The sequence below is a fragment of the Kordiimonas pumila genome (genome assembly GCF_015240255.1).
Lineage (GTDB): Bacteria > Pseudomonadota > Alphaproteobacteria > Sphingomonadales > Kordiimonadaceae > Kordiimonas > Kordiimonas pumila.
In genome coordinates this window covers 3,364,421-3,380,646 of sequence record NZ_CP061205.1, presented here as the reverse complement: position 1 = coordinate 3,380,646, position 16,226 = coordinate 3,364,421, and the positions used below count along the sequence as shown (strand labels likewise).

Below are 16,226 nucleotides of genomic sequence, written 5' to 3'. Positions count from 1 at the left end.
TTTACCGCCTTTTCCTGTTAGGGAAGGGCGGTACATTTATGTTTGCCAGATAGCGTTTACCTGACAATGCCGTTCTCATCCGGCTAGGGTATTATTTTACCAAATCCGTTTTTAGCTCAGGCTGTGCAGCATATCGGCGCGCTAGTACCGCGCAGACAATTAATTGCCATTGGTGAAACAGCATTAAGGGTAGAATAATTAAGCCAACCTGAGGGCCTGCAAAAAGCACACTGGAAATAGGCAGCCCACTTGCTAGCGATTTTTTAGAGCCGCAAAACTGTAATACGATTTCGTCTTCTCGGCTTAGATGCAAAAGTTTACGGGCAATAAGAGCGGTTATAGCAAGAACAACTGCCAGCAAGAGGGTGAGCACCCCAAACAAGAAAATAAGATCATATAATTCAACCTGTTGCCAGATGTGGTCCACCATACCTTTGGAAAAAGCAACATAAATAATGAGCAAAATAGAGCCCCGGTCCACGTAGCTAAGAACGGCTTTCTTTTCCTGTATCCAGCCCCCAATCCAGCGCCTCAGTAACTGGCCCGCAAGGAAGGGGGCCAAGAGTTGCAAGGTAATGTCCCTAAAAATTCCGAAGGATAATTCAACACCTTGGGCTTGTAGTAACCACCCGGCGAGAATAGGGCTTATGAAGACCCCTAGCATGTTTGATGCAGACGCTGAGCATATGGCAGCAGGAACGTTCCCTCTGGCGATTGATGTGAAAGCAATGGATGACTGAACGGTAGAGGGCAGCACACAGAGAAATAAAATGCCGGTTACCAAAGCGGGAGGGAAGCTGGCTGGAATAAAATACTGTAAAGAAAGCCCAAGCACTGGAAAAAGTGCAAACGTGCTGAGAAGCACTGCAATATGAAGCCGCCAGTTAAGCAGGCCGCCGAGCGCCGCTTGGGGGGAGAGGCGTGCACCATACAGAAAGAACAGAAAAATGATGCCAATATCAGCTGCGGTGCCCGCAACAACTGCTCCTTTGCCATGTGCAGGCATAATGGCCGCAATCAGTATCGTGGCAAACATAAGCGCAATATAGGGGTCAAAAGCCTGATATAGTCGTTTCAGCACGGTAATCTCCTTTAAAAGCTATCATTGTCTGAAATATTGCTATTGTAAACTATGTTTACTAAAGTAACTGTTATCGCATAATGGAATAACAAGATGTTTGACCCTGTTTGGCTTAAAAGCTTTATAACTGTAGCTGAAACGCTAAGCTTTACGGCTGCAGCTAAGCGTCTTAATCTTCGGCAGTCGACTGTTAGTGAACATGTGCGGAAGCTGGAACATGCTTGCGATCGGCGTTTTTTTGTCAGGGATACACATTCCGTTAAAATTACAAAAGACGGGGAGGCCATGGTTGGTTTTGCGGCGTCTATTCTGGAAGTTAATGCGCGGGCGCACAGCCATTTTTCCGATAATGATATTCAGGGGCGCATTAGGCTTGGTGTTTCAGAAGATGTGGTGCTGAGTGGGTTGCCGCATGCCCTGCGGCGTTTCACGCTTGAGCATCCTCAAGTGGAACTTGAACTAACAGTGGGAGTAAGCGTCTCGCTTCGTGAGCAACTTACTTTAGGTAGCCTTGATCTGGTGTTTCTGAAGCGCAATCCGGGTGAAATATATGGTGATTTGGTTTGGCGCGAGCCGCTTGTGTGGATCGCGGCACCGCATTTTCGGCTAGATAGAGACCGCCCAGTGCCTTTAATTGCATTGGCCCCGCCTGCTTTAACGAGGGCAACGGCGTTGGCTGTTCTTGAACAGCATGGGCAGAGATGGCAGCTGGTTTGTTCAAGTAGCAGCCAAAGCGGTGTGCATGCTGCGACGCTGGCTGGCTTAGGTGTAGCACCCCATGCACGGTCTCTTGTGCCTTCAGGTTTAGTGGAAATTATGGATGAAAGCTTGCCTGCTTTAGGGGATACCGAATTTGTGTTGATCGGCGGTCATGCCGCTAGAAAAGGGCCAGCTCTTGCGCTGGCAGAAATGATACGCACCAGCGGGGCCTTGCTGCGGAACAGGGAAGTGCTGCGAGCTTATTCTTAAACACTGTTCATTCCCTAAAGGGCCAGAGGCTTATGCCATGAGTGCTATGGCACATTGCCTTGCAAAATTGTAATAAGGTGGTTGGCATCGAGATGTCCGCCAGAGACAACACAAACAATAGGGCCTTCAAGGTGAGCATGCGATAGGGCGGCTGCAACCGGTGCGGCGCCTGCGCCCTCTGCTATAATATGGTGTCGTTCGGCCATAAGTTTAATGGCTTCCGCTGTTTGTGCGAGGGAAACTTGCACAGTGCCAGCAATGTGTGCCTTTGCCAATGGCCAGATGCTCGATAAAACCGTGGGGCCCCCCATGCCTGTTATGAATGTTTTAGTGTTGAATTCAACTTGGGTTGGCTTATCTGCTGTAAGCGCGGCCTGAAGCGGGGCGCCAGCTTCAGTTTCGCAGGCGATAAGCTTTGTCTTGGCACCTGCTGCTTTTAGTGCTGTTGCTATACCCACAGAAAGGCCGCCGCCGCCGTAGGGTGTAATAACAGTGGCTGTATCCGCGAGTTCATCTAGTATTTCAAGGGCAATGGTGCCATTGCCAGCCAGCACATCAGGATCTGTTGCTGGGTGAATAAAGCTAGGGTCACTAGAAGGGTTTGCCAGCATTGCCCACCAGTCTTTGTAGGGTATGGGGGTAACTTTTGATCCTAGCCTTTTCAGGGCCTCTATTTTGCTTTGTGCGGCGGTTTCCGGCACGTATGTATTTATGGGGATGCCAAGTGTGCGACCTGCATAGGCAAGGCCTTGCGCAAAGTTGCCTGCACTTGCTGTTGATGCACCGTTTTTGACAAGATCAATCCGTTTTAACAAGGCATTTGCTGCGCAGCGAATTTTGAAGGAACCAACGGGCTGAAGGTTTTCCAGTTTTAGATATATCTCTCTATCACCTTCAACCTGCAGCTTTACAAGGGGTGTTTTAATGGCGATGCCCCGGATTCTATTTTGTGCATCTTTAAACTCAGATAAGGGAATGTCTGTTACGTTGGGGTTTACCATTTTGGGGCCTCCTAACGGCAATCGCTTATTGGTGTCACTGACTAGAGAGAGTACATATCGCATGCAAAGCTTGGTGTATGCTATTTTTGTATTTCTGTGCCCTGATGGAGGGTGTTAATCCATTGGTTATTGCGCTGAATATAAACCCTGACATGCCTGCCGGTTCTGCTGTGTTTAACACCGTCTGGCGTGACATTCGTGTTTTCAAAACAACCTGTTACAATTGCCGTGCCGTGGTGGATTGATATAATATTATCGCTTGAAATATAGGAAATATATTTTGCCGGGCCCTTTGAAAGGGTGTTCAGAAAATCGGACTTTGTTCGAAGGTTACCGTGTGCGTCAACATGAATGTAATCTTCGCTGGTCATTGCACTTAAAGTTTCGATGTCGCCGTTCGCGATTGATCGGGCACGTAATTCTTCCATCTCTATAAGTTGCTCGCGCATGTCAGTCATTATAGTTCCTTCAAGGTATTTTAATGTCTCTTTCTTGTTTAAATACCGCGCATTGAATGCTGTCTCTAATACTAAAGATGGATTTACAGTATTCATTTAAGGTATGGGTTGGCTCTTTTTAAACGATGGAATACGGTGATTTTTCCCTTTTTTGTAAAGTTCTCAAGTATTGCTAACGGTATTTAGCCATGTTAGTATAGCAAAAAGGTATTGCTTTATTGAGGGGATCTTGCATTGGAGCTACGCCAGTTACGCTATTTTAAAGCTATTGCCGATGCAGGTAGTTTTGTTCGCGGTGCGCAAGACCTGAGGGTTGCCCAACCGGCTTTGAGCAGGTCTATAGCCAAGCTTGAAGAGGAGGTTGAGAGCAACCTTTTTGTGAGGCACAGTTCAGGTGTTTCTTTAACGGATGCGGGGGTTCGTTTTTACGAACACGCGACTGAGGTGTTGGGTAGCGTTCGGCATTTGCTTGAAGGCATGGCAGCGGAAGACGGCGTGCCAAGAGGCGTGGTTACTTTGGGGGCCCCTCACTCTATTCAATCAAAGCTGGTTTTACCGGCTGTGGCAGGTTTTCTGTCACAATTTCCGCTTTGTAGGCTCAACCTGCTACAGAATTCCAGCCCTAGACTGCGAAAACAGGTTTTGGAAGGCTCGCTGGATATGGCAATTTTGCCAAATGTTACAGAAAGCGGCATGCGCATTACGCCGTTGCTTGTGGAAAGCATATGCCTGATATGCCGCAAGGAAGACCGTGCTGCCTTCGGTGATAATATTGATGTAGACGATTTGTTGGAGTTGCCCTTAATCCTTACGGGGTTTCCTGAAACACTCCGTCTTTATATTGATCGCAAGTTCCCTCATCGCAGTGATGATCTAAATGTTAGAAGTGAGGTGAATAGTTCATCCATGCTTGTTGATCTTGTTGTGAGAAAAGTGGGCTATGGTATCGCGCCTTGCAGTGTGGTTGCTCAGCGCCCAGAAGGTGAACTGGCTTTTGTGCCAATTAAGGGGCTGGATGTATCGTGGACCATTGCAACAAACTGGAGCCGCTGCGGCCTAAAAGCGGTGGAAGAGCTTGAAGCGTTGATTATTAGACTGGTGCATGATCTGGTGAGTAAAGGCGACTGGCCAACAGCGGTCCTGGATTCTAAAGCGTCTGGTGGTGCAAGTTTGCCGCTATAGAAGGAACTGTCTGTTCATATTAGGATTTGAGGTTATTGTGCTCACCGGCGGTACTGTCGAAAAAGCTTTTAGGGACTGAGCCATAGCCATAGAGATTGGCGACCTTTTCTGCGAGTGCATGAGCATCATATTGGCCACTTAGTAAGTATACCCGTATCAGTCGCTCTAGGCTGCCGTTATAGCAATGGGACATGAAGACCGGATCAAGCTCAGGGCGGCAATATCCTGCGCCTTGTTCAAAAGCAATATTGCGTGAAACCAGTGCAACAATTTCTTCTCTTATTGCGGAGCTTTTGATGCCATCAAAATATCCTATCGGGGCAAGCTTAGGGTTTTCTTCGAAATACTTCAGAAAGACTTCAATTGCGTTGCGCAGTTTGTCCATAACGTCAGATGCGGGTGTGGTTGCCGGAATTCTGGCTGTTTCAATGAGTCCGGTTAGTTCCATGCGTACACGTTCTACCAGATATTCGTGGATTGCTTCTTTTGTGTCGAAATAAAAATAGAAGGTTGGCTGGGTGACGCCGGCACGGGCAACAATATTGCTGATTTTTGAATTATGAAATCCAAATTCTGCAAACTCATCAATAGCGGCATCAACTAGGCGGGCACGGGTTTTTTCCGCGCGAGGTGTGTGTTTTGTGCGTGCTCTCTTTTTCAAGGGGGCCTCTTTCGCGGTGCTATTTTCTATTTTGTGCGGTGCCATTAATTACCTTTGGAGCATGAAAAATCTAAGTGTTCTAAGGGCCGTACTTCACAGCCTGCTTATGGAAGAATATTGATAAAACTGCTACCGAAAAAAATAGCTTATGTCTACTTAATAAAAATCTACTTTTAAGTAGACTTTATGAAATTCGACCTGTATGAAAAAGAAATGGTGCTAGGTGTTATTATCAGATCGGGCACAATTTTTGATGCCGATATAGCCTGACAAACAGCACATAATATGCCTGGCCGATACTGTAGACAGGCAGTCATTTAAAAGATGGAGAATTTGAAATGAGCAAAACATCTGCTCTGGTTGGTACTGTGCATCATGTTTCATTTCGGGTTGACGATCTGGATGCAGCATTAGAGTTTTATGAAGGTGTGCTGGGGTGCACACGGTTATACCGGCCTGAAGAAATTACTGTGAAAGGCGCATGGCTACAGGCGGGGGATTCGCAGGTGCATATAATGGAAGTGCCTTCCAGTTCAGCGACGGGAACACCGCCTGATCAAATTAACCCGGTTGCAAACCATGTTGCTTTTCTGACGAGCGATATCGATGCAGCAGAAGCAGCCCTTAAAGCTCACGGCTATGAAGTTCAACACGGGCCAACAACTGTCGTGAAGCAAATTTTTGTGCGAGACCCCTCAGGTAATATGATTGAATTAGCACCGTGCTGATATGATTCACGACGGGCTAATCAAGTGATGAGAGACTGGTAAAGGCTGTATTTATACAGCCTTTCTTTTTGGTGTGGATTATGCACCAAACATGCTTTGGCATAAATATATGTATATCCAAAAGTAATGCTACTCATGAGTATGTTATATTGGACGGTATGGAGAAAAACAGTATAAGAAGTGTTCAATGATAACTATAAAGTGGGTTCGGTGTAATCGCCTGTAATTGCCATTACCTGACCTTGTAATACTGGAGGGTGTATATATGCCGCACGTCAGGGCAAATGGAATTGACCTTGCTTACGTGGAAAGCGGTTCAGGGGAGCCTCTGATACTGCTGCACGGTAGCAATGCTGACAGAACCCAGTTTGATGTGTTCCGGCCTCTTTTAGGGGAAGGTATAAGAGCTATTGCATGCGACCAGAGGGATTCTCCTGATAGCCCCTGTGAACCCGTGGGGTATGATGTTTTTGACCATGCTAGGGATGCGGCAGCCTTTATCGAGGCATTGGGCCTGAGGGAGGCCCATGTTATGGGCACGTCTTATGGCGGCATAGTTGCAATGACGCTGGCTATTGCACACCCTGAACGGGTGAAGAGCCTGATACTTGGTGCAACTGCCCCCAGTACTGCCCAGTTTAATGCGCCAGATATGGCTGCCCTGCGAAGTGAAGGGCCAGAAGTTGTTGCGCGTTTTATGCTGGGTACGGTGGTATCGCCAGATGCGATTGATAATGACCCAGACCTGATTGCGGAAACAAAAGCCGCTTTGAAAATTAGGGATGAAGCATCTTTAGCGCGCCGGATGGCTGCAGTAGCGCAGCATGATGTGCGGGACCGCCTAGCCGAGATAAAAGCACCGACGCTGATTTTGCAAGGGGATGAAGACCCGCTTGTTGATGCAGATACAGCTTTTTGGATGGCCGAGCGGATACCGGGCGCAGAAGTTCATATTCTGGAGGGTAGCCGTCACGGTCTTACGTTCCAGCATCGACAGCGTACAGCTGATTTTGTTCGGGCATTCATACTGTCACAGGTTTAAGTTTTAAGGCCATGCTCCACAGGGACTGATCATGGCATCGTAAAAGTAAATTAGGCAGCAACCTTATGTTGCTTGGGGTTGATATTAAGGGAAAGGTTTCGTTCATGGCAAGTTCTGCACCGCGTAAAGTGCTGATATCTGGTGCGAGTATTACGGGGCCAACACTTGGGTTTTGGCTGCATAAGTACGGTTTTGATGTAACCATTATTGAGCGTTCCGACAGTATAAGAATGGGAGGCTACCCAATTGATGTCCGTGGCACGGCCATAGATGTTATTGAGCGGATGGGCCTGCTGCCTGCATTGCAGAAAGAGCATATCCAATCCCGGCTTATTACCTTTATTGGCGCAACAGATAAAATCATAGGCGAAGTTGACTATGAAACACTGGCTGGCGCTGAAGGCAGGGATGTTGAGCTGCCGAGGGGCCGTATGTCGTCGCTACTTTATGACGCAACCCGCGACAATATTAATTATGTTTTTGGCGAATCTATTAAGGCGCTGAAGGATGATGGCGATGGTGTTGATATCGAGTTTGAAAGCGGCAAAAAAGACCGCTACGACTTTGTTCTTGCGGGTGACGGATTGCACTCAAATACCAGACGGCTGATTTTAGGCCCTGAAAAGCAATTCAGCAAATATTTGGGTTACTGCTTTGGTATTTGCACAATCCCCAACACTTACGGGTTTTCTAAGGAAGCAAAAGTACGCACCTCTGTTGGCCAGTCTGCCATGGTTTATGCTATAGGCGACCAAGACATTCTGCATATTTTATTTGTTTATAAAAGGCCAGAGCCTACGCGAGAAGAACTGTCTAATGCTGAATTGCAGCGTCAGTCTATCAAGCAGGCATTCGGCAATCAAAGCTGGATGTTACCTGAACTGCTTAAGGCTATGGAAAATAGTGATGACCTGTATTTTGATGCAATGCAGCAAATACATATGCCGAAATGGTCGTCTGGTCGGGTGGCGCTGTGCGGTGATGCAGCGTACGGCCCGTCATTTTTCTCAGGGCAAGGCACCAGCACATCTATTGTAGGGGCTTATGTTCTGGCAAGCGAGCTTGCGGCGCACAGCGATTATGCAGAAGCCTTTAAAGCATATGAAGCAACTGCCCGCGAGTTTATTGAGGCTAATCAGGCAACGGCCAGTGACGGCGCTGATATTTTTGGGCCCGAGACAGCTTTTAAGCTGTGGATGCGCAATAATATGATCCGGCTGGCACCGCTTCTTGCAAGGCTGGGTTTGGTGAGCCGGTCTTCCAGGAAAATACATAGTTCGCTCAAGCTACCAGATTACGACATGGCTGCTTTACGACCATAAAACGTACCGGCGTGACAGTGATGTCGCACCGACAGGACAAGTGCGCTCTGTAAACTACTAAAAACCATAAAATAAAACAAATGATCAAAGGGAGGCTGAAAAATGAAAAGCCAGACGGAACAAAAACGACAGTCCCAGCGCTTGGGACTTACAGGAATTAAAAATACATCTGGAGCTGGAGGGAAGTGGGCTATGTCGATCAAATCTTTAATGCTAGCAGGTTCAGCGATGGCTCTTGTCCATATGTCACCCGCTGTTACGGCACAGGATATGAACGCAGATACAGATTCTTCATCCGAGAAATTTGTAATGGATGAAATTATTGTAATGGCACGGAAACGTAGTGAAAGCCTCACTAGTATTCCAGAGACAATCGATGCTTTTACATCAGACTATATTGAACGGGCTGGGATCACCTCTCTTGATGATATAGGGCGGCAAACACCGAACATTATTCTTAACCGTAGGCAAGATAACGAGCCGAACGTGGTTATCCGCGGCGTGGGGTCTTTTGGTAATACGCAGGGTGTGGGCTTTTATGTTGATGATGTTCAAAACTTCACAGATCAGTCTGCTTCCATCGAAGATGTTGAGCGCATTGAAATTCTAAAAGGTCCACAAGGTACGCTTTATGGCGGCAGTAATGTGGGCGGGGCTATCAAATATGTTCTGAAAAAGCCAACAGGTGAATTTGGTGTGGAAGGTAAAGCTGAATATGGCGCTTTTGATACCCGCAACTTCTTTGGTGCCATCAATACACCTGTTATAGCAGATAAGCTTTCGGCGCGCGTGTCGGGCTATTATAATCATACCGACAGTTATACCAGCAATTCTTTCTTGGGTAATAAACCCGGGATGACAAATGAATGGGGCATAAGGCTGGCGCTGGCATGGGAAATCTCTGAGAATTTAACTGCTGATTTCAGCTACCGCCATAATGAGATTGAAAATGGTGGTAATATCTATGTGGTCGCAGCTGACGGTGCTGACTATAGCCGCGTGGTTGACTTTAATAACGATGTTTATAATGACCGGAAAGTTGACGGCGGTATCCTGACCTTGAACTATACTACTGATTTCGCTGACCTTACGTCCGTAACCTCATACACAAAACGCACAACTGCACTTGGGTGGGATCTGGATTATGGTTCCGCGGACGGTGTTTTTGCAACAAACGGTGACCGCGATGATACAACCGTGTTCACGCAGGAGCTACGCTTAACATCTAATGGTTCAGGGCCGTTTGACTGGCTTGTTGGTGGTTATTATTCGAGCGTTGATAATAGGGCGCTTACGAATAATATTGATTTGTTTTTGGGCGTTGACAGTGGTGGACCGCTGTTTATTAAAGACTTTAATAACGGTGATACCGATGAAAAGCAGTATGCACTGTTTGCGACCACAAACTATAGTTTTGGTGCCTTTAAAATTGGTGGTGGCCTGCGTGTTGCCCGTTCAGAATATAAGGGTGCAGTTGTCGGCGTGAGCGATGTTGATGTGAATGACACAATTATACTGCCTAAGGTAACGCTTTCCTACGACCTAACCGATAATGCCATGATATATAGTAATATTGCTCTTGGATCAGAACCCGGAAAAGCGAATGTGGCTTCTGGAAGCTTGTCGCCGTATGAAGCTGAAAAAGCAACAAATTATGAGCTTGGTTTGAAGGGTACAGCTGTTGATCGCAGGCTAACATATGATATTGCAGCCTTTTATATCACCTATAGTAAGCGTCAGCTGGAAAACCGGTTTGTTGATCCTGACTCAGGTTTTATTGTTGAGGAAATCACCAACATTGGCCGGTCTGTAAGTTATGGTCTTGAGGGCGGCATTAGCTATATGTTGACGCCAGAGCTGTCCTTCTCTGCCTCAGGAGGGTATCTGAAATCAGAATGGGATGATGAAGATGCTCTTTATAACCTAGAGCCTGTTGATGGTCTAAGTGTTCCAAATGCGCCAAAGTTTTCAGGTAATGCAGCGCTTGATTACCGCAAACCGGTAGGGAATGACCTTGTGCTTGGGTTGCGGGCAGATGTTAGCCACATCAGTTTATTTTACTGGGATGTGCCGAATGTTTCATCTCAACCAGCGCAGACTATTGTGAACCTGCGTGCCTCTATTGGTGATGCGGATGATAAATGGGAACTGGCAATTCGCGGCGAAAATATCTTTGATGAAGAGTATTTCACAGAATATACGCCAGATGTTTTTGGCCCGGGTATAGGGCTTGGGGCGCCAGGGAAACCTGCCAGTGTGATGGCATCCTTTAGCTTTAAGTTCTAAAACCTAGAATAGGTATAAAACGCTACAATAAAGGCCGCCTAGCTATAGGTGGCCTTTATGTGCGTGAAGTATGAACAGGCAAAACATTAGGCTTGAGGAAGCCAAATAGATGCAGAGGGGGGCTTTTATAAGACAGTGGTCTATATGCTGAAGCACCAGCGGTAAAAAAAGAAGGCCAGTACAAAATGTACTGGCCTTAGGTGTATTGGGAAACATAGTATGTGGTTACTTATCTGACAATCGCATAGCCCTGCATGCCGCGTGGGTTGGCGCCTGCCCGTAAGAGTGTGCCACCTGCACCACTTTCATAGGAGCAAGCAGAGAGCCTGCCTTCTGACCAAGGCGCACCAACGGTGATATGATGCCCGCGTTTTTGCAGTTCTGATATTGTTGCACTATCGTAGCGCTCTTCCATGATTAAAGAACCAAGGGACGCTTCACGCGGCCAGAAGCTTGCGATCATATGATCGGTATGGAAGGCGGGTGTCTCGATTGCTTGCTGCAAGGGGCGACCGTGAACAATATGGTTCAGCCACAATTGCAGTGACCATTGCTCTTGCTGATCTCCGCCCGGTGTACCAAAGGCCAGATAGGGTTTGCCATCTTTGAATGCCATGGACGGTGTCAGGGTTGTGCGGGGTCGTTTGCCCGGCTTTAACGAGTTAGGAAGTCCAGGCTGTAACCAGAACATTTGCATACGGGTGCCAAGGGCAAACCCAAGCTCTGGAATAAGGGGGTTTGATTGTAACCAGCCACCAGATGGTGTGGCAGAAACCATGTTACCCCAACGGTCTACCACATCAATATGACAGGTATCGCCGCGTTGGAATTTGTTAAGAGGCAGGCTTGTTGTAGCTGTGTTCTGCGCCATTGTCGGCTCGCCGCCACCTGCAATGGCAGACGGTGCCCCTTGTGCCCCTTTGGGGTGAACAGGTGGTAGTTTTGGCGCTGTACTATTTAGGGTGCCGGGCCGTATTTCAAGAGATGCAGTGTCACCAATGAAACTGCGGCGCATATTGGCATAATCCTTACTTAGCAGCGTCTCCATGGGTACGTCTATTTCGTCGCCGTACCATGCGTCACGGTCTGCCATCACAAGCTTGATTGTTTCCGTTACTAGGTGCACATAATCGGCACTTTCTGGTGCATAATCGGCTATGCCAGACCCTTGCAAGATCTGCACGGCCTGCAAGAGAGCAGGGCCTTGGCTCCACGCACCGCATTTAAAAAGTGAATATTCGCCGTGTGTGACAGATGTTGCCTTTTCAAGGGGAGGAGACCAGTTGTTCAAGTCGTCAGCGGTTAAAAGGCCGCGGTGACGCTGACCGCTGACATCAAGGGCCTCGGTTTCCGTGCAAAAGCGTTCAATCACTTCTGCGGCTTCGCCCTTGTACCAATAATCTATCGCGGCTTGGATTTGTTTCTCGCGGGAACCACTCACACTTTCTGCGTGCTTGATGACACGCTCATAAAAAGCGCCGAGAGGCTTGTTAGTGAAAAGGCTCCCAGGCTCAGGTGCAGAGCCATTCGGCAGAAATGTTGCCGAGGACGTTTTCCATTCATTTTGGAAAAGCTCCTTAACTGAGTTGATGGTGTTGACTGCATTTTTTAATATTGGATGGCCGTTGTTGGCGTAATAAATGGCGGGTTCCAAAACGTCGCGCACAGATACAGTGCCATAATCGCGTAGCATAGTAAGCCATGCACCAAAGGCACCCGGTACGCACGGGGCAAGAAGGCCTGTGCCGGGAATAAGATCAAGCCCAAGGTTTTGAAAGTGTTCAATTGTTGCCGCTGCAGGGGCTGGGCCTTGACCGCATATGACGGTTGGCCCTGTATCGTTTGCGCGGGTAACAAGAATGGGCACATCGCCGCCGGGACCATTGAGGTGGGGTTCAACAATTTGCAACACAAAACCCGCGCATGCGCCAGCATCGAACGCGTTACCGCCAGCTTCCAGTATCCGCATGGCTACAGCACTTGCTATCCAGTGTGTAGAAGCCACAGCACCAAACGTGCCACAAAGTTCAGGCCGGGTGGTGAAATGATCCATTTTTATATGCTCCTAAACGTGGCAGGTGGTATTTATGTATGGCTATAGCGAGTGGCTGAAGAGCAATGCAAAGACCTTATGCTCATGTGCAATATTCAAAAATTTCATGCCTCTGAAATCGTATCTTCATGGGCAACATGGGGAAACCGAAGGAACGCGCTAAGCCAGAAGGTAGACCAGAGTGCCATCATCCCGGCAAAGACGGCAAGTGCCATGCCTGTGCCTTTTTCATGCGCCAGAAACTGTTCGATAACAGGTATAGAGCTTGGGCCCAAAGAGGCACCCAGTGTGCCGGGTATCAATAAATATATAGCAACAGCGCGTGCACTAAATTGTTGCGGGAATAAAGCTTGAAAGCCAAAGGCCCCAAGGGAAATGGCTGTGCCAACGCCGACCATGGCGGTGCTTGCAAATATAAGTGCTGTATATCCACTGGAAACTACAGCAGAGAGAATGGTCGATACACCAAGTAAAATTGCAGCGTAGCGAATGACAATAACTGTGGCGTTGTCTGGCCCATGCTTTACCAGCCGCCCGACCAGCTTGCCGCCGCCAAGCGCCCCAATGACGCCGCCTGTTATAAAGGCGATACCGTATGCAAGCCCTGTTTGTTGTTCGCTCCAGCCATGAGAGCGCATAAACATGGCAGGTGTCCACGCCATGACAGCATATAAAAGAGCGCTCAGGCCGGTAATGGCGGCAAGATAGGCAAGTGCCCTGGCCCGTTTTAGCTTGAGTAGTTTGAAAAATGCGCTCAGGGAGGTTTTGCCCTGCGCTTGCGGCGCGTGTTTATATTCCGGCATAAGGGTAAGAAACGCCAAGCCAAGGGCACCAAGAATGCCGCAGCCAATGAAGAGAACCCTCCAAGGGGCAAGTCCAAAGGGGATAGCCTCTGCATGCGTTTCAAGAGCGGCAAGGGCAGGCCCGCCAATTGTCATGGAAATACCACCACCAATATAAACGCTGATTGTAAGTATGGCGACCGCAAAGGATTGCCGCTCTGGCGGGTAGATTTGCCGCAGAATTGAAATGGAGGCCGGGGAAAGCCCTGCCTCGCCGAGCGCAAGGCCAATGCGAGCAAGTAGAAGCATTGAGAAACTGCTGGCCAAACCAAAGGCAACAGTCATCACACTCCATGCTAATATACTGATGAGTATCACTTTTTTACGGCTAAACCGGTCAGCCAGATATGCCATAGGAAAGGCTGCCACCGAATATACCAGAGCAAAAGCAATACCTTGCAGTAAGCTGAATTCTACATCGCTGATACCAATATCAGTGCGTATGGGCCTGACAAGAATATTGAGAAGTTGCCGGTCCAGAAAAGCCAGTACTGAGGCAAAAAAGAGCGCAAAAAGAGTAAAACCTGTTTTCGCGTATATAGACTTTTTCATAATTTCCTCAATACTCAAAGGCCCCTTTGTTGTAGAGGCACGTTTAACTGCCGTATTAAAAGTAACGGTGTTCCTCACCCGTTCAGCGGTGGAACGTGGAGTATTTGATATCCCAAGAAAAGGCCGTGTAATCAAAGACAAAATAGTCATTGAGGCTATTCAACAAGGGTATTGGTGCGTGCTGTTATTAGCGGTCAGGTCGGTGAAAACCCAGTAGGATATGTAGTAAGCGAGGCTATTAATTTACTGGCTTATGAAGAGACTATAGTGGGGTGCCCCGGTGTGCTCAGCGTAGGCTGGAATCTTGTAAAAGATAACAGATTACCCAAAATATTTGCTTATCTACCCATCATAGCTAACAAAGACCCATTTGGGGTGTCGCGTTCCGGTGTGCTCACTGCGTACAATTCATGCAGATAAATATGTATGTGAAGTGAGATAATTGCCTATGCGACTGGGTATTGATGTAGGAGGCACAAATACAGATGCTGTACTTCTTGAGGGTAAAACAGTTTTGTCATGGGCTAAAAGCCCAACGACAGCTGATGTTACTGATGGTATTATAGAAGTTATAGAAGCTGTCCTCAAAAACGCCAATGTTGACCGCTCAGCACTTGAATGTGTCATGATTGGAACGACCCATTTTACAAATGCCCTCGTGGAACGACGTGGCCTGTTGGAAGTTGGTATAATAAGGCTGGGTAGCCCGGCAAGCGAAGCCCTGCCGCCGATGAGCGGTTGGCCGTCGGATCTCCGCACACACATGGGGGAGACGGTGTTTCTATTGCCCGGTGGCTATGAATATGATGGCAGTGAACTTACCCCCTTTAATGAAGAGAAAGTGCGCCGTGCTGTAAAAAAAATACGGGATGCCGGGCTTCGAACAGCGGCAGTCTCTTGCACTTTTGGCTTAATAAACCCGGCTATGGAGGCAAAAACCGTTGCTATATTTAAGGAAGAAGCACCTGATATTGCGGTAACAGTGTCTGCTTCTTTTGGTCGGTCAGGTTTTCTAGAAAGAGAGAATGCGACCATTATGAACGCATCGCTTGTCGATATGGCGGGGCATGTCATTACGTCTTTCAAGCGCGCACTGGATAAACTGGGTATTGTTGCGCCGTTCTATATAAGCCAGAATGATGGCACGCTTATTTCTGCGTCATATGCTGCGCGTTACCCTGTTTTAACATTTGGCTCTGGGCCAACAAACAGCATGCGCGGCGGGGCTTTCCTGACAGGTTTGAAAGATGCGTTGGTTATGGATATTGGGGGCACAACAACAGACATTGGGGCCCTGACACATGGTTTCCCTCGGGAATCGTCTGTCGCGGTTGATATTGGAGGCGTGCGTACAAATTTCCGTATGCCAGATATTCTAGCTATTGGGCTTGGCGGCGGCACACGTATTCACCTTGAGCCTGACGCATACGACAAAGATAGTTTAGCGGTGGATAGCTTCACTGTTGGTCCTGATTCTGTTGGCTACCGCCTTAATTCAGATAGCTATTTGTTTGGCGGCACTGTTTTGACTGCAAGCGATATTGCGGTGGCCGGGGGGCTGGCGTCTTTTGGTGATGCATCCTTATTGCCTAAAATGAACCCGGTGGTGGTTAAAGGCTTGCTGCGGCAATTCCAGAAGATGATGGAAGATGGGCTGGACCGTATGAAAACCGCCCAAGGTAAAGTGCCGGTGATCCTTGTAGGCGGCGGCAGTGTGCTTGTTGGTGAAAACCTTATGGGGGCCTCAACTGTTATTAGGCCTGAGCATGCATCAGTTGCAAATGCGGTAGGCGCTGCCATTGCCCAAGTGGGCGGTGAAGCCGAGAGCATTGTATCGTATGATACTGTACCGCGTGAGGAGGCTATGCGTTCCTTGCAGGAAACGGCAGTTAAGAAAGTGGTGCATGCCGGGGCTGACCCTAAAACCATAAGTATTATTGATGTGGACGAAGTTTTTCTAAGTTACATGCCAGGAAACACAGCGCAACTGCGTGTCAAAGCTGTGGGTGATCTAGCTCTTGGGAAAAATGTTGGAAAGAATGCGTGAGC

The 16,226-nt window shown here is 48.0% G+C and carries 13 protein-coding genes; 7 read left to right on the top strand and 6 right to left on the bottom strand.

What is annotated here, in order from left to right:
- Positions 1 to 91 precede the first annotated feature (91 nt).
- A complete protein-coding gene (locus ICL80_RS14910) occupies positions 92 to 1,078 on the bottom strand; it encodes a bile acid:sodium symporter family protein (protein WP_380083280.1) in 987 nt (328 codons plus the stop codon).
- Between the two features lie 96 nt (positions 1,079 to 1,174).
- On the opposite strand from ICL80_RS14910, the gene ICL80_RS14905 reads away from it, so the two are divergent.
- Positions 1,175 to 2,050: a LysR substrate-binding domain-containing protein gene (locus tag ICL80_RS14905; RefSeq protein WP_194213526.1), complete on the top strand. Its 876-nt coding sequence runs from the start codon at positions 1,175 to 1,177 to the stop codon at positions 2,048 to 2,050.
- 44 nt (positions 2,051 to 2,094) lie between these two features.
- Here ICL80_RS14905 and ICL80_RS14900 read toward each other — a convergent pair whose 3' ends face one another.
- Positions 2,095 to 3,051, bottom strand: a complete 957-nt coding sequence (locus tag ICL80_RS14900; RefSeq protein ID WP_194213525.1) for a pyridoxal-phosphate dependent enzyme — start codon at positions 3,049 to 3,051, stop codon at positions 2,095 to 2,097.
- Between the two features lie 80 nt (positions 3,052 to 3,131).
- Complete coding sequence (locus tag ICL80_RS14895) at positions 3,132 to 3,509, bottom strand: nuclear transport factor 2 family protein (RefSeq protein ID WP_194213524.1); 378 nt, start codon at positions 3,507 to 3,509, stop codon at positions 3,132 to 3,134.
- A 234-nt stretch (positions 3,510 to 3,743) separates the two neighbouring features.
- Between ICL80_RS14895 and ICL80_RS14890 the strand changes: the two genes are divergently transcribed.
- Positions 3,744 to 4,691 (top strand): LysR family transcriptional regulator, encoded by a 948-nt coding sequence (locus ICL80_RS14890; protein WP_194213523.1) that lies wholly within the window; start codon positions 3,744 to 3,746, stop codon positions 4,689 to 4,691.
- A 19-nt stretch (positions 4,692 to 4,710) separates the two neighbouring features.
- On the opposite strand, the gene ICL80_RS14885 is transcribed toward ICL80_RS14890, so the two are convergent.
- On the bottom strand, positions 4,711 to 5,352 hold the full coding sequence (locus ICL80_RS14885; protein ID WP_194213522.1) for a TetR/AcrR family transcriptional regulator: 642 nt from the start codon (positions 5,350 to 5,352) through the stop codon (positions 4,711 to 4,713).
- Positions 5,353 to 5,690: 338 nt separating this feature from the next.
- On the opposite strand from ICL80_RS14885, the gene ICL80_RS14880 reads away from it, so the two are divergent.
- The 4 genes from ICL80_RS14880 to ICL80_RS14865 all read left to right on the top strand — a co-directional run bounded on the left by ICL80_RS14880 (position 5,691) and on the right by ICL80_RS14865 (position 10,730).
- Entirely contained in the window at positions 5,691 to 6,080 is a 390-nt protein-coding gene (locus ICL80_RS14880; RefSeq protein ID WP_194213521.1) for a VOC family protein, read from the top strand.
- Positions 6,081 to 6,345: 265 nt separating this feature from the next.
- The gene (locus ICL80_RS14875; RefSeq protein ID WP_194213520.1) at positions 6,346 to 7,122 is read left to right on the top strand and encodes an alpha/beta fold hydrolase; all 777 of its coding nucleotides are present in this window, start codon (positions 6,346 to 6,348) and stop codon (positions 7,120 to 7,122) included.
- Between the two features lie 104 nt (positions 7,123 to 7,226).
- Positions 7,227 to 8,444, top strand: a complete 1,218-nt coding sequence (locus tag ICL80_RS14870) for an FAD-dependent monooxygenase (RefSeq protein WP_194213519.1) — start codon at positions 7,227 to 7,229, stop codon at positions 8,442 to 8,444.
- A 192-nt stretch (positions 8,445 to 8,636) separates the two neighbouring features.
- Positions 8,637 to 10,730, top strand: a complete 2,094-nt coding sequence (locus tag ICL80_RS14865) for a TonB-dependent receptor (RefSeq protein ID WP_194213518.1) — start codon at positions 8,637 to 8,639, stop codon at positions 10,728 to 10,730.
- Positions 10,731 to 10,959: 229 nt separating this feature from the next.
- Here the strand turns inward: ICL80_RS14865 and ICL80_RS14860 are convergent, their stop codons facing one another.
- The gene (locus ICL80_RS14860; protein WP_194213517.1) at positions 10,960 to 12,783 is read right to left on the bottom strand and encodes a gamma-glutamyltransferase family protein; all 1,824 of its coding nucleotides are present in this window, start codon (positions 12,781 to 12,783) and stop codon (positions 10,960 to 10,962) included.
- A 104-nt stretch (positions 12,784 to 12,887) separates the two neighbouring features.
- On the bottom strand, positions 12,888 to 14,177 hold the full coding sequence (locus ICL80_RS14855; protein ID WP_194213516.1) for an MFS transporter: 1,290 nt from the start codon (positions 14,175 to 14,177) through the stop codon (positions 12,888 to 12,890).
- 448 nt (positions 14,178 to 14,625) lie between these two features.
- On the opposite strand from ICL80_RS14855, the gene ICL80_RS14850 reads away from it, so the two are divergent.
- On the top strand, positions 14,626 to 16,224 hold the full coding sequence (locus ICL80_RS14850) for a hydantoinase/oxoprolinase N-terminal domain-containing protein (protein ID WP_194213515.1): 1,599 nt from the start codon (positions 14,626 to 14,628) through the stop codon (positions 16,222 to 16,224).
- Positions 16,225 to 16,226: the final 2 nt, after the last annotated feature.

Coding starts and splice junctions, on each gene's coding strand:
- ICL80_RS14860 (WP_194213517.1), bottom strand. CDS start 12,783: ATGGATCATTTCACCACCCGGCCTGAACTTTGTGGCACGTTTGGTGCT.
- ICL80_RS14855 (WP_194213516.1), bottom strand. CDS start 14,177: ATGAAAAAGTCTATATACGCGAAAACAGGTTTTACTCTTTTTGCGCTC.
- ICL80_RS14870 (WP_194213519.1), top strand. CDS start 7,227: ATGGCAAGTTCTGCACCGCGTAAAGTGCTGATATCTGGTGCGAGTATT.
- ICL80_RS14905 (WP_194213526.1), top strand. CDS start 1,175: ATGTTTGACCCTGTTTGGCTTAAAAGCTTTATAACTGTAGCTGAAACG.
- ICL80_RS14880 (WP_194213521.1), top strand. CDS start 5,691: ATGAGCAAAACATCTGCTCTGGTTGGTACTGTGCATCATGTTTCATTT.
- ICL80_RS14875 (WP_194213520.1), top strand. CDS start 6,346: ATGCCGCACGTCAGGGCAAATGGAATTGACCTTGCTTACGTGGAAAGC.
- ICL80_RS14865 (WP_194213518.1), top strand. CDS start 8,637: ATGTCGATCAAATCTTTAATGCTAGCAGGTTCAGCGATGGCTCTTGTC.
- ICL80_RS14850 (WP_194213515.1), top strand. CDS start 14,626: ATGCGACTGGGTATTGATGTAGGAGGCACAAATACAGATGCTGTACTT.
- ICL80_RS14895 (WP_194213524.1), bottom strand. CDS start 3,509: ATGACTGACATGCGCGAGCAACTTATAGAGATGGAAGAATTACGTGCC.
- ICL80_RS14900 (WP_194213525.1), bottom strand. CDS start 3,051: ATGGTAAACCCCAACGTAACAGACATTCCCTTATCTGAGTTTAAAGAT.